Origin of the sequence: Loigolactobacillus zhaoyuanensis (assembly GCF_003946385.1) — a bacterium.
Lineage (GTDB): Bacteria > Bacillota > Bacilli > Lactobacillales > Lactobacillaceae > Loigolactobacillus > Loigolactobacillus zhaoyuanensis.
This window is the reverse complement of the sequence record NZ_RHOE01000006.1, coordinates 51,771-74,279: the sequence shown is the minus strand read 5'-3', so window position 1 is coordinate 74,279 and position 22,509 is coordinate 51,771. Positions and strand designations below refer to the sequence as shown.

Below are 22,509 nucleotides of genomic sequence, written 5' to 3'. Positions count from 1 at the left end.
TAATGGCTAGACATGGTACTCTGGGATTGGGTCATGAAGGCACCTACTCTCTTATTTTCTTGGCGATTATAAGAATAGGTCTTCATGGCCTTTTTGTCTATAGTTGGTCTAGTTCATTGGGTGTTGCACTTCAATTGTAAACTCGGCGTCTTTTTTGATTTAATGAATTCTTAATTAAATCGCACCTCCCTATTTCATTGTGTTATATTCAACCAAAGTTTTTCAATTTGATTACCATTCCTAATTTTACGGCGCAAATAAAATTCAATCTGTTATAATACTAAAGAGTATTTAGATTTTTAAGGTGGGATGATGTTGAAGGACCATAGATCTAGAACCGATCAGCGCCAACAAAAAAAGCCTGATGGATTCTTTCCGCGACTAGGTCAGCTGCTTGGCCGAATATGGCATTACATAAAACGACGCCTGAGCTTTCCCGACGTCATACTAAAAGAAACTGCAACAACTAAAGAAGCTATTCTGTACTATCTCGATATTAGTATCAGTGTCATCCGGAGCCTGTTCCTGCACTTATTCTCATTTGGCTTAGTAGTTGGTGCGTTAGGCTTAGGTTTAGGCCTAGGCTATTTTGCATCATTGATCAGCCATGATAATATTCCAAACTACACCGCAATGAAGAATGAGATCAATAGTAACTACACAGCTTCGAACCTCTATTTTGCCAATGACGTCCGTTTGGGTTCAATGCGCACGAATTTGGTGAGTCAATCGGTTTCGATCAACCAAATTTCACCAAATTTAACTAAGGCGATCACCTCAACTGAAGATCAGTATTTCTATCAACATAAAGGTATTGTGCCTAAATCAGTTATCCGAGCGTTACTCTCCAGCTTGACCGGTATCGGTGTTCAAACTGGGGGCTCTACCTTGACCCAACAATTGGTCAAAATGCAGATTTTAAATTCAGAAACAACTTTTAAGCGTAAAGCCACAGAGATCCTGCTAGCTTTACGGGTCGACAAGTATTTTTCTAAAACTGAAATTTTACAAGCTTACTTGAACGCCGCCACCTTTGGTCGTAATAATAAAGGTCAAAACGTGGCCGGTGTCGAGGAAGCTGCCGAAGGATTATTTGGTGTTCCGGCAAGCCAAGTTAACTTGGCTCAGGCTGCATTCATTGCTGGCTTACCCCAAAGCCCGTCAGTTTACACGCCCTACACCAATACAGGTAAACTAAAAAAGAACGTATCCTACGGGCTAGAGCGCAAAGATACTGTCTTATTCCGGATGTATCGCGATAACAAAATCAGCTATAAAACTTATCAAGACGCTAAAAAGTACGACTTAACTAAGGATTTTCTACCCAAAGCTAATAATTCGCAACAAAGCGTTAAATATGGTTATGTATACAATTTATTAACTCAGCAAGCTGAGAGTATTATCAAGAAACAGTTGTACCAAGCGGATGGGCTGACCACTGCAAAAGTTAATAAGGACGGTGCCTTGTCGGAACAATATGACGAGCAAGCTGAACAATTATTATCTAACCGCGGTTACCATATTTACAGCACCATCAATAAACCCATCTATAATGCGATGCAACAAGTCGTGAAACAACAAGGTTCAACTCTAGGCCAAACTTACTACGACACAACAACCGATGCTAATGGTAACGTGGTCAAAGTTAAGGAGCCAGTTCAAAATGGTAGCGTCCTGTTGAACAATCAAACTGGCGCCGTCCTTGGTTTTATCGGTGGCCGTAATTATTCCAGTAGCCAACTGAATCATGCGTTTGATACCATGCGTTCACCTGGGTCATCGATCAAACCATTAGCAGTTTACGCACCAGCCCTTGAACGTAAAATTATTGGTTCGGAAACTAAATTAGCTGATTTCAAAGTTAATTTCAATGGTTACAAACCAACCGATTATGGTTCAACGATCCAGAATCGCTTCATTAATGCCCGTGAAGCACTCAAATATTCCTATAATATTCCAGCTGTTAATCTGTATAATGACGTACGTAGCAAGGGCTCAGTCAAACCCTATATGGAAAAAATGGGCATCACGACCTTAACCGATAATGACTATAAGAATTTAGGCTTAGCCCTTGGTGGTACTGATTATGGCGTAACGGTCGCTGATGCAGCTAGCGCATATTCGACATTATCAAACAGTGGTAACCATACTGACTCTTACGTTATCAGTAAAATTACTGACGCTAATGGTAAAGTTGTTTATCAACACAAAGCAAAAACAACGAAGGTCTTTTCGCCGGCGACAGCCTATATTACTTCAAACATGCTACATTCTGTCGTGACTTCAGGGACTGCTAGTCAGATCCCTAACGAAACTATTTTTGACACAACTAATTTAGTTGGTAAAACTGGGACCTCTAATGATAACCGTGATAGCTGGTTTGTCGGTAGTACCCCTACCGTTACTTTAGCCACTTGGACTGGTTACGATAATTATAATGGCTCATCCTATAATTTAACTGACTCTTCCAGTGAGATCACCAATCAGTTCTGGTCCAACTTAGCCAATGCCATTTACACAGCTGACAGCGACGTACTCGGTACGACCGAAACACGGAAAAAACCTAGCGGTGTCACTACTGCCTCAGTAGTGAAGTCAACCGGCCAACTTCCAGGCAGTTTGACCGTTAATGGTAGCAGCGTCTTTGCCAGTGGCAGCCAAAATAATTCGTATTATGCCGACTGGACACCAAGTAAGACGCAAGAAAAATTTGCCATCGGTGGTAGCACCGCTGATTATTCGGCATTCTGGAAAAACTATCTTAATGGTAGCAATGCTGACGGCGCTCTTTATGGTGGTGAAGTCATTCCTGACGAATATACAGAAGGTAATACGACTACTGGGATCGGTCAAAGTAGTACGACCGCAACTAACTAGCGCAAAAAAATAAACCTTGTTAATTCAATGAGGTTTATTTTTTTGGGCTCTATTTAGTTGTACCGCGCTCAACAATACCATATGGTAAAAGAATTGTTTGGTTATCGATTTCTTCTTTATTCATCATTTTAGTCAAAAGCCGCATTGCTACTGCACCAATATCATACAATGGCTGCGTAATTGAGCTCATCTTAGGCCGTGAAATTTCAGTTAACTTAGAATCGTTGCTCGTGATCAATTCGAAATCGTTGGGAATATTCACATCATCATCACCAGCGCCATTGAGTAAGCCGATCGCCAATTCATCGTCACCGATAACTGCTGCAGTTGCTCCAGCCGCTTTAACTCGATCCCAGATTGCTTCGCCTGCTTTATAGCTATATTCAGTTTCAAAAACCAAATTAGGATCGTAAGCAATTTTAGCTTGTGCTAAAGCTTTCTTGTAACCTTTCAAACGATACTGACCGTTGATTGGTTCGCTTAAGCTCCCAGTAACGAAGGCAATTTTTTGATTATCATGGCGGATCAAGGTGTTAGTTGCTTCCTCGATTGCTTCAACGTAATCGATATTAACACTAGCAACTTGTGCTTCTGGATCAACTGAGCCAGCCAAAACGATTGGTGTTTTTGAACGTGTGAATTCGGCACGAATGCTGTCAGTGATTTGGTTACCCATAAAGATGACCCCATCGACCTGTTTAGCCAACAATGTATTTAACACTTGAACTTCTTTTTGGCCGTTTTCATCTGAGTTAGCCAAAATAATGTTGTATTTGTACATGGTTGCTACATCATCGATTCCCCGCGCTAACGAAGAGAAATAAATGTTAGTTACATCGGGAATAATAACCCCGACGGTTGTTGTTTTCTTGCTAGCCAAGCCACGCGCAACCGCGTTTGGTCGGTAGTCTAAGCGGTCGATCACTTCAAGTACTTTCTTTCTAGTTGCAGGTTTAACGTTGGGGTTACCGTTCACAACACGTGAGACGGTTGCCATTGAAACGCTGGCTTCACGCGCAACGTCATAAATGGTGATAGTTTGTTTATCCATTATTAATTCCTCGCTTTGTTTTCATTAATTTTCATGTAATTACCTTTTATAATTTAACAAAGTTTGCAAACAAATGCAAGCGTTTTAAAAGCTTTTTTCATAAAATTTACATAAGTGTTTTCATAATCGCTTGTGAATTAATTTACGACTTAAAAAAACATTAACTATGCTATACTGAAATAGAATCAAGAAAGGATGATTACTTAATGAATCACTTGCAAAATCTACAAAACTGGTTAGCAACTAATCATTATGATGTTGCCTACATCAGTAATCCGACCAACGTCGCGTATTTTTCTGGTTTCTTTGCCGATCCAGAGGAACGTGTTCAAGCGTTACTTGTTTTCCCTGATCAAGATCCGTTCTTTTTTGGCCCACAGCTAGAAGTTGAAGCCGTTAAATCCAGCGGTTGGACCTATCCTGCTTACGGCTACCTTGACCATGAAGCACCGTTCACTCTGATTGCTGAACAAGTCAAAAAACGTCAGGCACAGCCAACACGCTGGGCAATCGAAAAAGACGACCTTCCCTTCGGCCGCTATGAGGTTTTACAACAAGCTTTTCCTGAAGCTAGTTTCCCTGGTGATGCTAGCCGCTTCATTGAACAAGCTAAATTGATCAAAACTCCAGATGAAATTGCTGAAATGATTGCTGCTGGTAAAGAAGCCGATTATGCTTTTGAAGTTGGGTTCAAAGCGATCCAAGCTGGCCGCACTGAACAAGAAGTCGTAGCTGAAATTGAATACGCCTTAATGAAACGTGGTGTCATGCAAATGAGTTTTGACACGATCGTTCAAGCCGGTGCTAATGCTTCTGATCCCCACGAAGGTCCGAAAGCAACTAAAATTCAGCCAAACGAATTGATCCTGTTTGATCTTGGTACCGTTCATGGCGCCTATATGAGTGACGCTACACGAACTGTTGCCTTTGGTCAGCCAGATGATAAAGCGTTAGATATCCACAAAGTTTGTTTAGAAGCCCAGTTAACGGCTCAAGCAGCTGCTAAACCAGGTCTAACTGCCGCTGAATTAGACCATATTGCGCGCAGTGTCATCGACAAAGCTGGCTATGGTGAATACTTTATTCATCGCTTAGGTCATGGTATCGGAACTTCGACCCATGAATTCCCTTCAATTATGGAAGGTAACGAGCTAGAGTTACAACCTGGCATGTGCTTCTCGATCGAACCTGGTATTTATATTCCAGGCGTCGCTGGTGTGCGGATCGAAGATTGTATCCACATCACTGAAACAGGTAACGAACCATTTACCCATACCCCTAAGGAATTACAGTATATTAAAAACTAATAGCTTAATGTAAAAATTGATCAAAAAAAACAAGCACTTCACTTAGTTGTGAGTGCTTGTTTTGATATATTGATTTTATTTTTCAGATGTTTCGCTAGTTGATGCGTCACTTTCTGGTGTTTCCGATTCGGCATCTTTAGCAGCTCCGAAAGCACTTTGACCTTCAAGGTTGATATCAGCATAATCAGTGTCATGAATAGCAGCAGCTGAATCTTTAGCATAAGCTGCTGCTGACTTTGCTTCGTCAGCCGTACTAGAGGCTGTTTCGCTTAAGTCATCAAAAGTATCACCGGCAATATCAGTAAATTCATCGGCTGTTTCATCCGCAAAGTCAGCATAATCAGCGGCTTTATCCCGGAACTGATTAACCTTACGTGCAACATTATCACGTAATTCATCACTTGACTCTGGTGCTAATAAACGAGTAGCGGCAAATGCAGCTGCGCCACCTAGTAAGAATCCAAAAAGAAAGTTTCCTTTTGCCATTATAAATCGCTCCCTTGTTGTGTATTTACTTCTGGATCAGTTGCTTTATGCTGGCGGCGCTTACGATAAAAACGTAATGCACCAACACCCACCCGACTAAGTGCCGAAGCCTTAGCTGTGGTTGCACCAACATTAGTAATTTTATCCACTAAGTTGTGGCTCGCTTCATTTAGATCTGAAACGCTGGTTCCCAGATCACCGGCTGCTTGAAAAACTGGATCTAAATTAGCTACCTTACCATTGACATCATCCAACAGCACGTTGGCCTTGGTCAGCAAGCCCTCGACTTCTTTAGATAAAGTATCCACATCGCCAGTCACAACAGTTACTGTTCGCGTTGCTTCATTGACCGTTGTTTGAATTTCAGTCATGACCTTAGTTACCCGCCGTAATAAAAGCACCAGCGCAATTACTAAAATTAGAAACGCGATGGCAGCAATTAAGCCGGCAATTTCACCACCAGTCATAGCGTACCCTCCTCTACTCCACATATAGTGGATAATTTTGTGCCAAAATCTTGATGTTTTGATCAGCACCAAAAATCTGATACTACAAACTAATCCGTGAGTAATCAAAATAATAACTCACTTGATGTTGTTATCATAACTGATTCTAAAATTATCACAACGCACATCTGATATTTTTAGGATAGCATCATTTAGCGCTTTCTTCAACGCAAAGCTATGAGAAACATTTATATTGTCATTTATCTGCCACAACGCTGTTCTAAAAGCATAGTAAATAGCTAAGTTTTTTTGAATAGTTTCTTACCTCGTCTATCTGTGGTAAGTATTGTGGTAAGTCAAAAATTACGGGCACACTTCACAGAAATATCCGTTAACAGATCACTTCAACATTAATCAGACTAATTATGTAAAAATAACATCTCACCTACGATGGCTGGGATGTTATTTTTACCACTCAAATTCATGCCACCTCTTATCCAACCATTCGCTAAATTCCTTGGCTTTAAATAACCACGCTTTTCCTTGGCGCCCTTCAATAATTATTTTATTATTTATCATTGTTTGAATCTCTCGACTAAAACGAGGATTAAAAATTGTGTTATCTTTGATCCAGTCCTTTGACTTGCCACCAAGCCATTGCTGTACATCCTTAAGATTCCACATTCGTCCAGTTAAGCCAAAATCTTGCTCGTCTAATTTTCGTCTTACCTCTTCACGCACTACTCGTTCCACTAACTGATCTATTGTTTCTTGCATAATTTTTATTCTTCTTTTTTATTTTAATTATACGCAAGGGTTCTCGCATGCCAAATAGAATTTTGAAAAATAAAAAAAGACCTACCTCAATTAAGAGATAGGTCAGTTGTTGTTGAATCGATAGTATTTTAGTTAATAGCTGAGTTTCTGACCCACATAGATCAGATTAGCATTTTGGATATTGTTTTTACTTTGCAAGGTTCCAGTTGAAACCCCTAAGCGACTAGCAATTCCGCCTAACGTGTCACCTGAGACAACCGTATAATAACGAGCTAACGGCTGCAATGATTTATTAATAGTGTCCTGTACCGGCTTATAATAACTGCCTAGTAAGGCTTTGCGAGTATTACCTGTACCTAGTACACCTTTTTTAACTTCAGCTACTAGTGCCATGACCGCTTGTGGTGCTGTGTAAACATTCAGTCGATGGTTAACAATTGCTTGCACAGACGTATTGAATGCGCCTAATAGGCTTGCGCGCTCATTACCGGACCCAACTTTCTTAGCAATCACGTCACCAGCCATTTGCTCCAAAGATTTACCAGCGGTTGAGTACTTAGGCTCGGCTACTGGTTTAGCCGGTGTTGCTACTATCACTTTACCCGCCGGATTAGCGATTGCCTGCCATGCTTTTGCATCCAGATAAAAAATCGAACGATCTAACGTACCAGCAGACGAACTGAATTGCCAACCAGTTAGTGACTTCCATGGGCTGATCGAATAAGGGAAGTTTGGTGCATTCCAGTTATTTCGGTTGTCCGGATAACCAGCGAACCATAATCCGGAAATACCTGTTAACAGCCCATTATGCTTAACACCATCGCTACCAGTATATAATAAGCACCACACCCCCGACAGCGTATGAATTCGATCAATAAAAGCTTTCGCCCAAGTCCCATTTCCCCACGCGCGGTTACCGCCAGATTCCCAGTCGAGAACAGGAATAGCCTCATGGAAATAATTTTTGCTGTTGCTATAAAAGTAATTGGCCTCAGTCACCGGATCACCACCAGCTGCATAGTGGTAAAAACCAAGTAGCTTTCCCCGCGCCTTTACTACCTGATATTGTGAGTTGGCCGCTGGTGAAACATAACCAATACCCTCGGTGGTCTTTATGATCACCGCATCTGCATCTGTACCTTGTACCACAGCAACACTTTGATAATTTGAGACATCGATTACTTTTAAACTCATATTTATTTTGCCTCCTTAGAAATAAATCCTTTAACTGCATCATAACCGCCGGCCGCTAATAAGCCTGCAATTAAACCGTCAAATGCACCTAACCCGATACTACCAACCAAGGCAGTTGCGGCCGCACCACCGATCACAATTCCAACACCACCAGAAACTAATGGCATCCATCGATTATCAAGTTTTGTCTGTTTAATTGCCCATGTAACCAAAAAACAAGTCACTGCAATCAATACAATCAAGCTGTTATTGGCAATTTTAAAAAAATTAGTCACAGTCGTAAACATATCAATCATTTTCTATTATCTCCTTTATAATCATGCCCAAAGTACTTATGTGCTTTAACCTCTAGTTCATCATTGAGCCATTTAAGCAGGCCGACCGGAAAATACTTATCCCAACCGAGTAAAGCTAAATTGGCCAGTAAACTATATAAATTGTGATGCATGAATGCCAACGTGATCATAAAAAATAAAAATGATCCTGTATGCAAAGCGTCGTCCAATAAACTGGCAGCACCGCACATACCGAGGATCATCACATCACGAATTAATGAGTCATTCCAGTGTGTACTTGTCTTATGGCCTGCACGCATGGCCAACCGCGAGCCTGCAATCCAGTCGGCCACAATGATAAATAAAAGTACCATAATAAACTCGTTATGATGCACTTCCCACTCTTCATGTTTAACCCATTCCGGAATCGCCAAAGCTAGCCCACTGGCGGCGCCGAAAATCCATGAATGATCTAGGCGCATTTTTGCTAAAGTGTCGCTTAACATTGACCATTCCACCCCCAAAAGCTCCCTTCTATTTGTATTAGTCTTTCATATGATTTAAAAAGTACCTCATTTTACGTATAAAAATAACACCTTATGCAGGTGTTTCACCGTTGGATTCTGCTTGATGATTTGTTTTTTGAGTTTCGGCATCTAGTTGATCCTCGACCTCATAAACAGCGGTGTTAAAATCGGCCAAGTCCTTACGTACTTCGGCCTTATTTGCGTCATAAAGCGTCTGGTTCATGATGTTACTATTAATGTTGCTTGAGCCATTGTCGCTATTGATGTTGGCGTTAAAGTTGGCCACCTGGGTTTCACCAATAATACTTTGACCTGATAACGAGATTGATTTAGTTGTTTTTAACATAATTATTTACCTTCCTTTTCTTTTTTAGCAGCTTCAAAAGCATCCAGCAGTGCGTCGTAGGCCTCGGCGTTGGCACCATCAAGCTCACCGTCGTAGTCATCTAAGATTTTCTTGCAGTCGTCTATATGGTTTACATAGGTCCCACCCTCGATTTCAGCAATAGTTTCTAGCAACTCGCGATGTTCTTTCTGCCACTCTGCTTTTTTAGTTACCTTGATATTGCCATTTTCTTCCTTAACAAACTCACCATCATCATCGCGTTCACCATATTGATCCAGTAACGCATTTTCGTCTTCCTGCAGGGTCTTAAGTGACTTCGTTAGTAATTTGACTAGTTTTGATCTGCTGCGAGACTGTTTGCCTTTAAGTTTAATACCTTGCAAAAAATTGATAGATGGTACTAGGTAACTGTTTTGTAAATTGATTTTCATAATTAAATTTCTCCTTTGAGTTGTTCTAAGATTTCAATTCTTTTTTGTAATTTAGCAATCACCGGTATTAATGCGGGACCGATACGATCATATTCAATACCTTCTAACTGTCCGTCCTGGCCACGAACAACTAAATATTCTAGTCCGGCAGCTGCCAAGTCTTCGGCAATCATCCCAAAATTCCGTGTAGGTACCGGCTGTTTTGCTGGATCATCGCTATAACGTTTCATATCCGCTTTATCCAACCAAGTTGCTGTCGGTAAATCGAGTAATTTTTGACCGTATTCATCATTCATCGTGCGTTGAATATCGGTTTTGTATTTTGATGCCGAAGTTGACCGTACTAATGCACCATCACTTGCCACAATGAGATTAGCACTTCCAGAAGCTGTTTTATCGTATGCAGATGGGATATCAACATAATCTCCAATAAGTTCGATTCGTGAACGTGGTCCAATAGTAATGCTTGGTGCTCTTAGGCCGATTGACGGTCCAGCAACTAATTCAATCATTTCTTCTGCACCCATGAAAGCAACAGTTGCAGAAGTCGAAATTCCCGCACCAGTTGGTTGCAGCATTGAGCTCATTCCACTAAAGTCTTTCGTACCAAGCTGAGCACCTTCGGCTCCGGAAATTTTTACACCTTTTTTACCAATCCAACCAGCCAAGCCGTCCGAGTATTCAAAAGATCCGTAATCTGGATCTTTACCACCCCACAAGCTCCAGTCTTTACTTGTCATATAAATATTCCCATTTGCAAATCTCGAACCGTTTCCAGCACTGTTGGTAACGGTCATCGTACCATCGTCAATTTCGATATCAAGATTACCACTAGTGCTTTTAATAGCACCTTTTTGAAATAGAATTTCACCAGTACTTAGATTAATACTGAGGTTGGCACCACTAATAGTACCCGTTGTTATATTGTTGGCATTTAAATGGATCACATTGATATTAGCTGCATCAATTGTACCGGCTGTAAGCTTACTGGCGGACACTGAAGCAATTTTGGCATCATTGATCGTCGCATTGGCAATTTTTGCGGCCGTAACAGCTAAATTACCAATTTTTGCATTACTGATTGCACCATCGGCGATTTGCGCGGTGCCGACAGCAAGTGCTGCAATCTCAGCATTCGTAACCGCAGCGTAACCAATATTTGCAGTTGTTACAGCCAAAGCGCCAATTTTAGCACTTGTAATTGCCGCGTCTTTAATCTCAGCAGTGGTGATTATTCCACTGTCGATTTTAGTCGCACCAGTGATATGGACCTTTTGACCGTCGATCAAAATACCCTCAGTACTGATGTTGATTTGATTAATTAAATCACCCGTTTTGACCCGCAAGTTGATGTCATTTTGCAGTTGAGTAAACTGGCTAGATACGTCTGCTACAGTAGCTTGGTCTTCCGGTGCTGGCGACCATGCCGTTAATAAATTACCACTATCTAACTTAAGCCCAGCTATCAAAATCTGATAGCCATCGTCCGTGTCGCGCTCAATTCGTGGTCTGATGTAACCATCACGTGATATTGTCACGGTCATAGAAATGCGCTGCCAGTCATCGGTTAGCTTAAAACTCTGCATTGTTGATGATAAGTTAACTGTACTATTATTATCAGTCCAATAGATGTGAGTTGATCCTCCTGCAGAATCAGCTCGTTTTGCGTATAAGCTAAAAGTGTAATGCTCGCTTTTTTTTACATTAATCGTCTGACTCAATCCGCTCCACAGACCTGTAGACTCTAAAACCTTAAAACCATTAAAGCTTTCGGCGGTACTGCTCCAACTCGAAAAATTTGACCATACACTTGGATTAGCAAAAGATTTTGTATCTAAATACAAATTAGTCCCGCCAACGCTTATGCCCGATATCGTACTAGTAAACTGATCACTCAAAAGCGTTAGTTGTCCCTGAGTCACAGCGTTATTCGCCGTCGCTTGGACACCATTTAGCGTTTGCTGTAACTGAGTATATTGGGTTGTTAACCCATCTTTAACACTTGATATCTGGCTCGTTAGGCTGCTATCCGTTAAATCAAGTTGTCCTTTTGTCCACGTTTTTGTGGCCATATCGTTTGTGGCGTTTGCAATGTTATTATTTAGCGTATTTTCTGAGGTTGTAATCGACTGCTCAACGCTTAAATTTATCGCGGTTTTAGCAGCATCGATCTGGGTATTCGTCCACGTAGTTGTTGCCATGTTTGCAGTAGCGCTAGCGATATTATTATTTAACGTGTTGGTTACTGTTGTGATTCCGGCTGTGATTTTTTTATCCGTGATATCTAATTGGCTTTTAGTCCAATCAACGGTGGCTTGATCTTCGGGCGCGGGTTGCCAGCCTAGATCTTTATTGCCGAGATTAAGCGTAAAACCAGCTTGCTGAAAATAAGTTAATCCATCTGCCGATGGTCGCTCAAAACGTAGGTGTCCAGTTTGCGGTGACCCCGTGAATCTAAAGGTGATTGAGACCCGGCGCCAACTTGTATCTAAATCGTTAATCATGGTTGTGCCGTTCATACTTGTGTTTTCGCCGAAAAACATGACTTCGGCCTTGGCATAATCAGTTGTAGTTTCGTCGATTAGCTTTAAGCGACACCAAACTGATAGAGTATAATCCTGATTGCCAATAACTAGTCCACGATTTACTAAGTCGGCTATAGCATAGCGCACATCTTGCCAGGCGCCAACAGAGTCAGTGGCAATTTGTGTCCCCATAAAAACTTCATTTAATACTTTCACACTTTCGTAATAAAAAGTATCACCGTTCCAGTTTTGTGTTCCTCTAGCCAGATTTCGGCTATTGACTTGCAAACTATTAACGTTTTGTTTAACCGTCTCAACGCTCGCGGAAATCTCATTTTTAGCAGCAGATATCTGCCCCTGAGACCAAGACTGTGTGGCATAGCCATTTAGCATTCCCGTCACATCACTTGCGGTGACTTTAGCTGCAATTAGTCCGGCTTGTACATTTAGTTGTCCGTTAATACTTGTTACACGACCATCCAGCGTATTGATACTAGTCTGTGCGGTCTTAAGCTCGGCTTCGGTCGCCGTTAATTTAAGCTGAGCCGTCTGGTTGTCAACAGTCTTACTGAGTGCATCAACAGTAGTCTGCTTTGCTGCAAGCATGAGCGCTTGCGTATTTGCGGCTATGTTAGCCGTATTGGTTGTGACCGTATTTTTAACTCCATCAACAACTTTACTAACCGCATCAAATTGGGCACCAGTTGCTGTTAATTTCAACTGTGCACTGTGATCACTGACCGTTTTATTTAGCGTATCAACAATTTTTGTGTCAGCCTTTGTCAGCAATCCTGCTGCATTCTGCTGGGCCAATGTTTGGACTGTTGTGACGGTCCCCGTTAATTTATTAACTGTTTCCGTAGTTGCAAGGGTCGTAATTGTATTGGTAATATCATCAACTTTAGTCGACAATGTCTTAGTTGTAGTAACTGCTTGATTTGCGTTGGTTAAAGCCGTATTAGCAGTACTTAACGCTGTACTTGCATCGGTTGCTGCTGTTGTCGCACTGTCAATCGCCGTTTTGGCGTTATCTAATGCTGTATTAGCAGTACTGAGCGCCGTGTTTGCCGAAGCGTAAGCAGCGCTTGCTTGTGTTGTTGCATCCGCCATATCAGTTTTGAGTGTCGATATTTGCTGATTATTATCAAATGCCGCCGCAACTGCTTGACTGGCCTGATCAACTGCACTTGCTGCCGCAGATTTAGCTGCAGCTACCTCTTTACTACTTTCGACTACCTTGGCAGCCACAGAGTCAGCCGCCGATTGTGCCGCGGACCCCGCCGCACTTGCTTGATTGCCCGCAACCATGGCCGCACTACCTGCAATGACTGCTGCACTCGCTGCCGCAGAAGTACCTTTCATTTCCTCTTTTAAATCTTCAAATAACTTTTGTAACTCAGCATTTGCTTTCGTTGACGGTCCCTCATGCCATGATCCGACTCCAGTTTCTGGATCGATAACATAAGTCATAATCGTTGTATCTGGTCCTTCTTTTTTAAACCAAATATCACCTGCCTTGGGACTAGTCGGCTCATCAATACCCTCACTGATTGCGTGCCCTGCAGCATTAAGATATCGCCTAATATTAGTAATAATCTGGTTAGTGGCCCCTCTATAAACAAAGTTTGCCGATGCAGTGATTGTGGTGTCAGCTTTACTTGTCGCGGTGACCCCGCCGCCAAACGTCAGCGAATACAGTAGATTAGGAGTTTTGAATTCATTACCAGCCGTATCTTGCACTGTGATCCAGTCACCAGCTTCTAACGAAGGATCACCAAACCAACTAAGCGAGAATGGATAGAAGTTCAAGTCCTGTAATTGTTCATAAAGTCCATCTAAGAGTGTCTGCGTCATTCCTGGGTTGTTCAATATAATCTGAGTTCCAGCAGTGCTGCCGGCCTGTAACGTGGTCGTTTCTTGCGTTTCGCTACCACTATCATCTTTTACCGTGGTCGTGACGCTACAAGTCAACCCACCAATACGATAAAATGCTTCATTCTTAGTTAGTCCTTTTGACTGATACTGATCGGGCGTGACCGTAAAATCAGGGTCACTGAGTACACGGATATCAAGCAAACCATCACGATCAAAAGTTGCAAATCCTCCCGCAAATTGAGCTACATATCCGATAGCATCTCGATACGTAACCTTGCCTAAAGATAAGATTTTCTCTGTTGGCAGCCGTGCAAAATCATCTACATTGACTTTCATTCCGGCCATATTAGCAATTTCAACTGCAACATCATTGATTGCAGCTGGATAGCTCAACTTAGATTCATAAGTACCGCCCATCATACACATACGATCAGATGCTGACAGTGTCGTTGTATTGTTATTGCGATCCTGCTGCACTTCTGCATCGATAATAAAAACACCTAGGCTAGTAAAGTCCCAGGTGCCATCAGGTAGCTGTATGCCAATTTGCGGTGTGATCTCATCAAGTAATGCTAAGCCTTCAATCAAATGACTGAAAGTGATCTTGATGGTGTTCGTGTACGTAGATCCTAACGTCAGCGCTTCGCCATTCATAGCGCCAGAATCATATGACAAACTGCTAATATCAGTTGCGGTGTAATTTTTCCCTTTTACTGTCACTTTAAAATCCAAGGTTCGTTCTGTAGCCGCCCATGCATCATGGACCGCTTGTTTTTTGAAAAGCAATCATGATCACCTCCTTATTGCTCAACTAAATCAAAGCTTAAATTTTGCCACATCATTGCTGCAAATTTACTATTCCAACTGTAAGCAGCAGCGGTGCGATCACCAACATAGAAAGTTGCGGTTTTCTGTGTCCCCGTTTGTGGATCAGGATAAGTAACACTAAAAAAAACACCACTAATTGCTTGCATTATCGTGGCAATCTCGTTGTTACTTAATGGCCCCCAAGCAATCGTTAACTTACGTTTAACCGTGATACGATCACGATGCATGTTACCACTGGCATCACGAGTTGAGTTACCGTCAATATCTTGGACAATAGCACTAAAAGATTTAGGCGCTTTTACTGCCACTCCATTAATTGTCAAAACTGCCGACAATTGCATCATCTCCTAAATTATGATTGGGTTATAACCCAATTTCTTGATCCGGCGGTTAACCGCCTTGATCACGATCTGTGCTAACGTATCATCGTTAACTTGCATTGATACATTCATATCCGTGTCGCCGCTACTTTGTTGATCGCCAAGAAGTTCGGCAATCGTTTCAGCAATAATTCGGCCAATCGTTTGTGCGTCCATACCGGATAATCCAGTTGTTGTAACGCCGCCAGTAGCGTTTGACAGACTACTAGTCAAATTAGGCTCGTTGGCAATATCCGGTGTCACTAAATCGTAGCCAGAAAGCCCCATCATTGATAGACCTTCCTGCATTAACTCAACCGCGCGTGCCGGTTTTGTCAGTGGAATCACCATTTCAGATAGGTCATGTTCACCAACGCGATACATACCGTCTTGACTTATTAGACCACCATTGGCATAGCCATGGCCTTGTCCTAAGAATGACAAATTAGAGCCATAACGATTTCGAGCATAATTTAGGCCAGCTAGCATATTATCGTAGCCGTTCCAGATATTTCCATGACCAGGTAATTTATAAGCTGCAAAGGTCCCTGGTTTAACTTGCATTAGGCCCATCGCGTTACCATCAGCCAGACCATCGTTACCGCCCATTGCTTTAGCATTACCACCAGATTCAGTATTAATTTGTGCTAATACCTTATTGACTAAACCGGACGAAAGCCCAAGCTTATTCAAAGCTCGTAAAACGTATGGCCGCCACCGTGCTACACCGGAGCCACCGGGATCAGCTGGTGCAAAGGATTCCAAAGCTTTTTTTAGCAATGATGTTGCGCCACCAGCCATTTTATTGATCGTACCATGCGCTACATCAGCTCCAATTCCAGATTTACCCGTTAATCCAGCGTACTTTTGAACAATCCAGTTCCATAGTCCCTTAGGATTGCCCATATACTTAGTTAACCAGTCTGCTGCATCTCCGGCTGCATCGCTGACAAATGAGCCAGCAGAACTAAAAATGTTACCAATACTACCGAAATCAAAGTTAAGTCCACTAAAATCGAGCTTTGGCATCTTAAAATCAAAGTTAAGTCCACTAAAATCGAGCTTTGGCATCTTAAAATCAAAGTTAAGTCCACTAAAATCGAGCTTTGGCATCTTAAAATCAAAGTCAAAATCAAATAGACCGCCAGCGTAGTGTGGAATTTGAGCGGCCATTTTTTGAGCAACTCGTTGCGCTGGCATGATCTGCGCACCAGCTGGTAAATTAAGCAACAGATTACGTTGTGCTGGGAAAAGACCACTACGTCCATCAGGTAAGCGATAGGCCTCTCGATAAATTGGACCCGTTGCATCATTGACCAATGCTGGTCCGCCTTTATGACGACCGCCGGTAGCAAATGATGGGACACTCCAAGTAGATAAACGATTACCAGCACCAACGTTACTTAATACCCAATTGATACCTCTAATCACACCATTAACGGCGTCTCCAATAACGCCTATAATTCCATTCGCAATTCGGGCAGCACCACGTTCGACGGCACTATATCCGCTTGAAAGTCCACCACCGATACGTGATCCTAGATTACTAGCCCATCCAGCAACAGTATCAAATGCTGATCTAGCAGTATTCTTAACATTATCAAAAAAGCTAGGTGTTCTTGATTGCAATGTAGACCAAGCGTTTATTGCGCCATCTTTAGCCTGCCCAGCTAAATTACCAACAGTGTTTTTAATATTATTCCACGTTGTAGAAGCGTTATTACTGATCCCACCAAAAATACTTGCAGTATCATTTTTAGCTTTATTCCACGTATCTATTAACTTAGTACCGGTATCTGACCAAAAACTATTCCATTTTTTGCCAAAGGAATTAGAAGTTGAAGACCACCATTTGATTATGTCGTTACCCCACTGTGAAGACCTATCCCTTGTGCTATCCCACATATTTCTGGCTATTGTACCCGCATTAGACCAAAAACTATTCCAATCTTTACCTATTACCTTAGAAGTCTTTGACCACCATTTGCTAAAGTTAGTTGCCCATGCAGCACCAGTATCTGTGATTGTATTCCAAATATTAGAAGCAGTAGTACCAGCATCATTCCAAAATGCATCCCAAATCTTACCAATAGCTTTGGACGACTTAGTCCACCATTTTGTAAAACTGGTTACCCAATTAGCACCCGTATCAAGAATTGCACTCCAGATTCCGGTAGCAATACTGCCAGTGTCACCCCAGAATCTATTCCAATCTTTACCTATTACCTTAGAAGTCTTTGACCACCATTTACTAAAGCTCGTCGCCCATGTTGAACCAGTATTTAAGATTGTATCCCAGATGCCAGAAGCAACACTGCCAGCATCATTCCAAAACTGGCTCCATCCTTTTCCTAAAGTTTGTGATGATTTAGCCCACCACTTACTAAAGCTAATCGCCCAGTTAGATGCGGTCGTCGTAATATCTGCCCACATATCGGATGCTTTTTTACCCAGACTGCTCCAGAATTCATCCCAGGACTTTTTGAACTCTTTATCAGCTTTCTGTTGGGCCTTAAGCTGAGTGGCTTGTGCTTGATCATTGGTCTTCTGTAGACCATCCCACCAATCGCCGACTTTTTTGGTCATTTGTTTGGCATCCCAGCCAAGGCCGCCTAACCAATCATCTGGCTTTTTGCCTTTACCAACAGCGTTCCAGCCATCAGAAAATTTCTTAGCACCATCACCAGCCCATTTACCAATCACACCACCAATTTGTGAACCAATAGCTGCACCAAGCGGACCACCAAAGAATAAACCAAGCCCACCACCAATCGCAGTGCCAGCACCAGAACCGAAGTCTTCGAATTTTTTAGTTGGATTTTTTTCTTTAATTGCAGAAATAATATCCCAACCAGCACCAAGAGCTATACCAGCTCCGGCAAGCCCAGTAAGTGCTTTACCACCAGTAGTTAACCCACTGACTCCGCCAGCACCCTTGATGGACTGTAACGGACCACTTTTGAATGCCTTAAACATCGAAGAACCCTGCCAGTTTTCGCTAACAATTTTCCACATATTCTTAAGCTGTGTCACAGCACCCTCTAACTTATCAATACCGGTGACACCTTTAAAGAAGTCCCTTAGTACATGTTCCTTGCCACCAATTTTAACTGCAGCATCAACTAGTTTACCTAGAGTCCCTGTAGCACTTGAAAGCCAGCCACTCGCTACTTTTAATGCTAATAGTGCTGCTAACGAAGTTACGATTGTATCAACAATCACTTTATGTTTACTTGCCCAATCACTGAATGCTGAAAGAATATCAACGATCTTTTGCATAATAGCATGAAAGGCCCCACCACCCCATGAAGCTAGTGGCTTAAGTAAGTTGTTAAATAACCACTCACCTTCGGGCTTTAAGTCGTTGATCACAGCGTTAAATACTTTCAAAATACCCGCTAAAACATCGAAGAAATCAGGTAAAACTTTTTCAATTGTAAATTTAGCTAACGGCAGCAATAAGTTTTTATAACCCCATTCAAGGCCATCCCAGATATTCTTCGCAAATGGTCGCAACGCTTCTAACAGAGAATCAACTGATTTAAGTAATGGACCAAAGTCTAATGACCCTGCCCAGTCAGCTGTTGCTTTTGATGCACGGTTAATGGCGGACAGAATATCATCCACCATACCGAGAATCGTTCCGAAAATCTTTTCACCGGTGCCGTTGTCGTTCCATGCCGTTTTAAGTCGATCGGCAATGTTCTCGATCGTTTTAAAGATGTTCGTGAAGATATCTAAAATGTTAGCTGCTATTGACTCACCAACGCCTGAGTTCCACGCCTCACGGAAGGCTACTGCAATGGAATGCAATAACTCAAGAATGGCATTGAAAGCATCAAAGAACGTCTGAATCAGCCGCGTACCGCGTCCATCATCGTTCCAGGCATCCTTGAATGCCTTAGCAATATCGCCAATGATATTTAGTACATCAGCTAGCAGGATCAACAAGTTTTCGACAAATTTCTCGCCGGTCCCGTTATCCCAAACTTTCAGGAATGACTTACCAATGGCTTCGACTAATCCTAGTAATTCGCCTAGTGCGTACTTAAACGCCTTGACCACTTTATCGCCAACGGCATCCCACGCTTCAGCAATTGGTGTCCATAAATCCTTAGCAATTGCTTTGACTGCATCAGCAAATGCTTTTAACCAAGCTGGAGTACTGTAATTGCCCGTGGCCGCGCCAAAGTCGGCACCACCAAGCGGTGATTCTGCGGCTCCGGTATCTGGTGTTGCTGTGTCCGGTGTATAAGTATTTGGTGTACTACCAGTGCCTGATTCATCATCGTTGTTTTGTTGTAATGTATTAATTTCGTCAAAACTAGCTAGTGATTGTTGTAGTTCCTTAGCTTTCTTGGTTGCATCACTAGTGTTGTTCGCTAATTGTTTAGCATTATTAGCTGCCTTAGAAACGCCGGTAGTACCAGCCGATGTAGCATTCAAACTTTGAATGCTTGATTGCAAACCAGAAGCACCTTGCTTAGCCGCACTATAAGTCGTACCAAATAAATTAGCAATGAAGCTAGCAAGTACCCCGGTAGCTTTAGCTAAGCCTGCCATTAGGGTATTCAGCGCTGGCATCACTGCCGTATAGATTGGATAGAAGGCCGTGAGCAAGTTGACATAGACCTGGTTAAATGATGATGCAAACTGACTGTTAGTGTTTGCTGCACTCCATAGCCAACCGACTAGTGACATCAAGCCTTGACCAAGCAATGAAAATAGGAACACTTGTGACCCAACCATTTTCAAGCTACGGCCAATGCCACCCAAACTACGTTCTATTCTGCTGGAACCAACTTGAACTTCATTGCTACCGGATCGGAATCGATCAAAGAAACCGCTGGTTGAATTTCTTAAGTTATTAAAAAATCCGCCACTTTGCGTAGACTTCTTGCCGCCGTTACCACCTCTACCGCCAGAACCATCACTGCCAGCGTTAACTCCGGCTGCAGCCATGCGACCAGAAATAGCTTCCTTATCTAGTTCGGTGTTCACTGATTTAAGCGCATTGCGTAGCCCTGATGCACGATCCTCTGTGTTAGCATAGGATTGCGCTAAGTAATCATTTTCCGAAATTAACTTACTCATTGAACCTTGCAGCTTTTCAATTTGTTCTTTAGTTTTAAGTGATTGTTTAGAATCACCCATATCAAAGCCAGATTCAAAGTTTCCACCAACTGGGACTCGTTGTTGTTCATAGGCTGCAGATAAACTTTTAACTTTGGCGCGCAACTGTTCGATTTTACTTTCATTCTGACTCATTGCACCGTCAATCTTCTTAAACGATGCTGGAACGGCGTCTAGCTCGCGCGACATGCTTTGTGCTAAGTCTTTAGCCTGATTCTGATAACGTTGCATCTGTGCTTGGGCACCAGCAATCTGCGAGTCAAACTGTAACGCCTTACCAGTGTCGCCGGAGCTTTGCGCCGCTGCACGCTTAAACGACAACGACTGCAGCTTAAGCTGGGCCGCCTTCGCCTGCTCCATTTTGGCATCAATATCACGGACCATTGAATCAATATCTTTACCAACAGCTGTACGCATCTTAGTCGTATTTTTAGTGACGCTATCGGTTAAACTAGCCGACCCCTTAGTTGTAGTTTCACGCATCTTAGTAAAGCCTTGCGACATACTCTCGTTCATCTTGGTTACTTGCTCAGATAACTTTGTAACGGCCTTGCTAATATCAATACCGGCTGACGCATCCTTACCAGCCTTTGCACTGGACTGTTTAACGGTGTCGCTTAGCTTCTCAAACATCTTTGCTGCTTGATCAGTCATTTGTTTTAAACCACTTAGATCAAGATTAAAGCGACTTTCTAAATCACCAATATCAATTCCATCCGCCATGATTAGTTCACCTCCTCGTTATTTTTGTGCATGTTTCCGTTGCAACGTTGCTTTCACCACCATTGCCTGTTGTATCAGCATTGCCTGATCATTCTGCCATTCTGCTACAGGTTCTTGCTTCGGTTGTGATTGATTACCTTCAAATTTATCCAGGAACGGATAGGCCTTGGCCACCGAAGGCATCTTTTGTGGATCATTCATCGCGAATGCCATTAAAGTTGCTTGCGTGTGATCCATAATAGCTTGTTCTCGTAGCTGTTCCTCATGTTGATAACGATTAGCCTTAATCTGAGATATGATCTGCAAATAAGGCATATCATCGTATTCAGTTGCTGAGATACCAGCATTAATAGCTGGTTGCCGCAGAGTCTCAAATAAATCAGTTAGGCTATCTATTCGAGCGGACTGTTCTTGTTTTCCTCCGGTGCGTCGAGCGTAACGACTTTGCCAGATTCCTGCTTCTCGCCCTTCTTGTTGTCCGCCTTGTTTCCTAAAAAACCTGATGTATCAAGTAAGTTTTGAACAATATTCATTAGATCCATCGTGGTGTGACCTTCTTCCAAGTACTTACCGAACGCGTCAGCAATGACTTCATCAGTCACACCATGTGTAGTATTTGCACCTTGAATTACGATTAACAATTTGTTGGCTGGTGGTAATCGAAACCCACCTTCACTGTTAATAAATAGACCCACCATTGATTCGCGTAAGCGGCCCTCGATATTTAATACGGTACGTCCTGTGAGCTGTAGCTGTAATTCCAATCCGCCGAATTGAATTTTTGTTGGTTTCTTAAGTGCCATTATAATGACCTCTTTCTGATTTTATTTTGGTACAAAAACAAGCCACCCTTTGACAAGTGACTTGCTAGTAATTTCTAATTATCCGGCTGCTTGAGTATCCACTGGATGAAAATCAGGTCCGTCTGAAACAACAACGATCAACGTGAACTTCAATGCACCATTAACTTCGGCAGAGCCTAATTTGATTGATGGCTGCCCAGTAAAGGTAACCGTCATCCCATCAGGATAAGTTACAGTCCAATCATAATTAGTTGTCGGAACTAGGGCATTGACAGCTTTAAAGTTAGATCCTTTATAAATTGCTGTAAATGCAAGACTAGAAGCATCCTGCAACCCCACAACTGATTTTTTCTTACTATCTGCTAGAGTTGTAACATCAACCTTTTCTGGATCAGCACCAATTTCCGGTACTGTGCTAATCCCAACAATCTCAGTCGGTGTTCCTCCAGTAGCCCCATGAGGGGTATAACTTAATTTAGTACCTTTTGATAATAGGCCATGACTTGCATCAACTTCTTCGGCAAATTTTTGTAAATTAATCTTCAT

Annotated in this window: 17 protein-coding genes; 2 read left to right on the top strand and 15 right to left on the bottom strand. The window is 42.3% G+C overall.

Features of this window, described 5'->3' with window-relative positions; all coding sequences use genetic code 11:
• The first annotated feature begins 312 nt into the window (after nucleotides 1-312).
• Nucleotides 313-2,877, top strand: coding sequence for a transglycosylase domain-containing protein (locus EKM76_RS02570; protein ID WP_125549112.1), 2,565 nt, complete (start codon nucleotides 313-315; stop codon nucleotides 2,875-2,877).
• 49 nt (nucleotides 2,878-2,926) lie between these two features.
• On the opposite strand, the gene ccpA is transcribed toward EKM76_RS02570, so the two are convergent.
• Entirely contained in the window at nucleotides 2,927-3,928 is a 1,002-nt protein-coding gene (gene ccpA / locus EKM76_RS02565) for a catabolite control protein A (RefSeq protein ID WP_125549104.1), read from the bottom strand.
• Nucleotides 3,929-4,134: 206 nt separating this feature from the next.
• Here ccpA and EKM76_RS02560 point away from each other — a divergent pair, with 206 nt between their 5' ends.
• On the top strand, nucleotides 4,135-5,235 hold the full coding sequence (locus tag EKM76_RS02560; RefSeq protein WP_125549103.1) for a M24 family metallopeptidase: 1,101 nt from the start codon (nucleotides 4,135-4,137) through the stop codon (nucleotides 5,233-5,235).
• A gap of 75 nt (nucleotides 5,236-5,310) precedes the next feature.
• Here the strand turns inward: EKM76_RS02560 and EKM76_RS02555 are convergent, their stop codons facing one another.
• The 14 genes from EKM76_RS02555 to EKM76_RS02490 all read right to left on the bottom strand — a co-directional run bounded on the left by EKM76_RS02555 (nucleotide 5,311) and on the right by EKM76_RS02490 (nucleotide 22,509).
• Entirely contained in the window at nucleotides 5,311-5,721 is a 411-nt protein-coding gene (locus EKM76_RS02555; RefSeq protein WP_125549102.1) for a YtxH domain-containing protein, read from the bottom strand.
• Nucleotides 5,721-6,188, bottom strand: coding sequence for a DUF948 domain-containing protein (locus tag EKM76_RS02550; protein WP_125549101.1), 468 nt, complete (start codon nucleotides 6,186-6,188; stop codon nucleotides 5,721-5,723). The genes EKM76_RS02555 and EKM76_RS02550 overlap by 1 nt, the downstream gene beginning before the upstream one ends.
• Before the next feature lie 447 nt (nucleotides 6,189-6,635).
• Nucleotides 6,636-6,944, bottom strand: coding sequence for a DUF771 domain-containing protein (locus EKM76_RS02545; protein WP_125549100.1), 309 nt, complete (start codon nucleotides 6,942-6,944; stop codon nucleotides 6,636-6,638).
• A 132-nt stretch (nucleotides 6,945-7,076) separates the two neighbouring features.
• Complete coding sequence (locus tag EKM76_RS13825) at nucleotides 7,077-8,138, bottom strand: GH25 family lysozyme (RefSeq protein WP_125549099.1); 1,062 nt, start codon at nucleotides 8,136-8,138, stop codon at nucleotides 7,077-7,079.
• 2 nt (nucleotides 8,139-8,140) lie between these two features.
• Complete coding sequence (locus EKM76_RS02535; RefSeq protein ID WP_125549098.1) at nucleotides 8,141-8,434, bottom strand: holin; 294 nt, start codon at nucleotides 8,432-8,434, stop codon at nucleotides 8,141-8,143.
• A complete protein-coding gene (locus tag EKM76_RS02530) occupies nucleotides 8,431-8,931 on the bottom strand; it encodes a phage holin family protein (RefSeq protein ID WP_125549097.1) in 501 nt (166 codons plus the stop codon). Before EKM76_RS02530 ends, EKM76_RS02535 begins: the two co-directional genes overlap by 4 nt.
• A 79-nt stretch (nucleotides 8,932-9,010) precedes the next feature.
• Entirely contained in the window at nucleotides 9,011-9,286 is a 276-nt protein-coding gene (locus EKM76_RS02525; RefSeq protein ID WP_125549096.1) for a hypothetical protein, read from the bottom strand.
• Nucleotides 9,287-9,288: 2 nt separating this feature from the next.
• Nucleotides 9,289-9,717 (bottom strand): DUF1617 family protein, encoded by a 429-nt coding sequence (locus EKM76_RS02520; RefSeq protein ID WP_125549095.1) that lies wholly within the window; start codon nucleotides 9,715-9,717, stop codon nucleotides 9,289-9,291.
• 2 nt (nucleotides 9,718-9,719) lie between these two features.
• The gene (locus EKM76_RS02515) at nucleotides 9,720-14,903 is read right to left on the bottom strand and encodes a hypothetical protein (protein WP_125549094.1); all 5,184 of its coding nucleotides are present in this window, start codon (nucleotides 14,901-14,903) and stop codon (nucleotides 9,720-9,722) included.
• Nucleotides 14,904-14,917: 14 nt separating this feature from the next.
• On the bottom strand, nucleotides 14,918-15,286 hold the full coding sequence (locus EKM76_RS02510) for a DUF6711 family protein (protein WP_191986898.1): 369 nt from the start codon (nucleotides 15,284-15,286) through the stop codon (nucleotides 14,918-14,920).
• Nucleotides 15,287-15,292: 6 nt separating this feature from the next.
• A complete protein-coding gene (locus tag EKM76_RS02505) occupies nucleotides 15,293-21,160 on the bottom strand; it encodes a transglycosylase SLT domain-containing protein (RefSeq protein WP_125549092.1) in 5,868 nt (1,955 codons plus the stop codon).
• Between the two features lie 18 nt (nucleotides 21,161-21,178).
• Nucleotides 21,179-21,466, bottom strand: coding sequence for a hypothetical protein (locus EKM76_RS02500; protein WP_164507565.1), 288 nt, complete (start codon nucleotides 21,464-21,466; stop codon nucleotides 21,179-21,181).
• Between the two features lie 86 nt (nucleotides 21,467-21,552).
• Nucleotides 21,553-21,963: a DUF6096 family protein gene (locus tag EKM76_RS02495; protein ID WP_125549090.1), complete on the bottom strand. Its 411-nt coding sequence runs from the start codon at nucleotides 21,961-21,963 to the stop codon at nucleotides 21,553-21,555.
• A 78-nt stretch (nucleotides 21,964-22,041) separates the two neighbouring features.
• Entirely contained in the window at nucleotides 22,042-22,509 is a 468-nt protein-coding gene (locus tag EKM76_RS02490) for a phage tail tube protein (protein WP_125549089.1), read from the bottom strand.